General features: G+C 61.0%; 2 protein-coding genes. Both read right to left on the minus strand.

Annotation, left to right across the window (positions count from 1 at the left end; translation table 11 throughout):
• Positions 1-5: 5 nt before the first annotated feature.
• Entirely contained in the window at positions 6-185 is a 180-nt protein-coding gene (locus QCE64_RS36445; RefSeq protein ID WP_310009219.1) for a hypothetical protein, read from the minus strand.
• Positions 186-187: 2 nt separating this feature from the next.
• Positions 188-715, minus strand: a 528-nt coding sequence (locus tag QCE64_RS36450) for a phage regulatory CII family protein (protein WP_310009221.1), incomplete at its 5' end; no start/stop codon positions are given.

Raw genomic sequence — 715 nt, forward strand, 5'->3', positions numbered from 1 at the left:
TGACCTCAGATGGTGTCGTGGCCGCACGGCAGAAAGCCGTCGGCGGACTGGCGGACGCCGCACGCGATGCAAATCGGCCCCGCGTCGTCGGAAACAGCGTCTTGAACGGGCGTGTCTTGGTCGAGCAGATCGGACGCAGAAACGTCGAATGGGAAAGCGCCGAAGACGTGACCGGGCTGGACCATGGTCACTCCGCCATGCCGCGAAGGCGCGCGGCGATGCTGAACAGGACCTGCGCATGCGTGAAGATGCTCTTCTCGACGCGCTCAACTTCCCTTTCCTCGACGCGGCCGTCCTCCAGCGTCTTGACGATCTCGTTGCCGACTTCGCCGTGCGTGCTCCAGGCCTTGCCCATCATTTCCACGATCGCCTGATCCGTGCAGGAGTCGACGTTCGGGATCTTGACCAAGGCGTAACCGCGCTCGCGCGCCCACGCTTCCAGGACGCGATCGTCATCAGCCATCTCGCTGATGCTCACCGCGTCCATCAGCGTAGCCTTATGCGTGTCCGTGTTCGGATTGACCTTGCTGCGCAGAACCGCCGCCGACATACCGAGACGCGGTGCCAGCGATTCGCAGCCGCCTTTGTATGCGTGAGCAACAGCGTGCAGGGTGTCGAGGATGTTCAATTCATGCTCCAAACAAACGTATTTACTTGCGGTTGCCCCGGATAAAGTGGCGTCGTAGGTAAAAAGAACGACACCAAACGGGGTAAA

It is taken from the genome of Caballeronia sp. LZ043 (assembly GCF_031451075.1).
Taxonomy (GTDB): domain Bacteria; phylum Pseudomonadota; class Gammaproteobacteria; order Burkholderiales; family Burkholderiaceae; genus Caballeronia.

Excerpts from the sequence above, each read along its gene's own strand:
- QCE64_RS36445 (WP_310009219.1), bottom strand. The coding sequence starts at position 185 with ATGGTCCAGCCCGGTCACGTCTTCGGCGCTTTCCCATTCGACGTTTCT.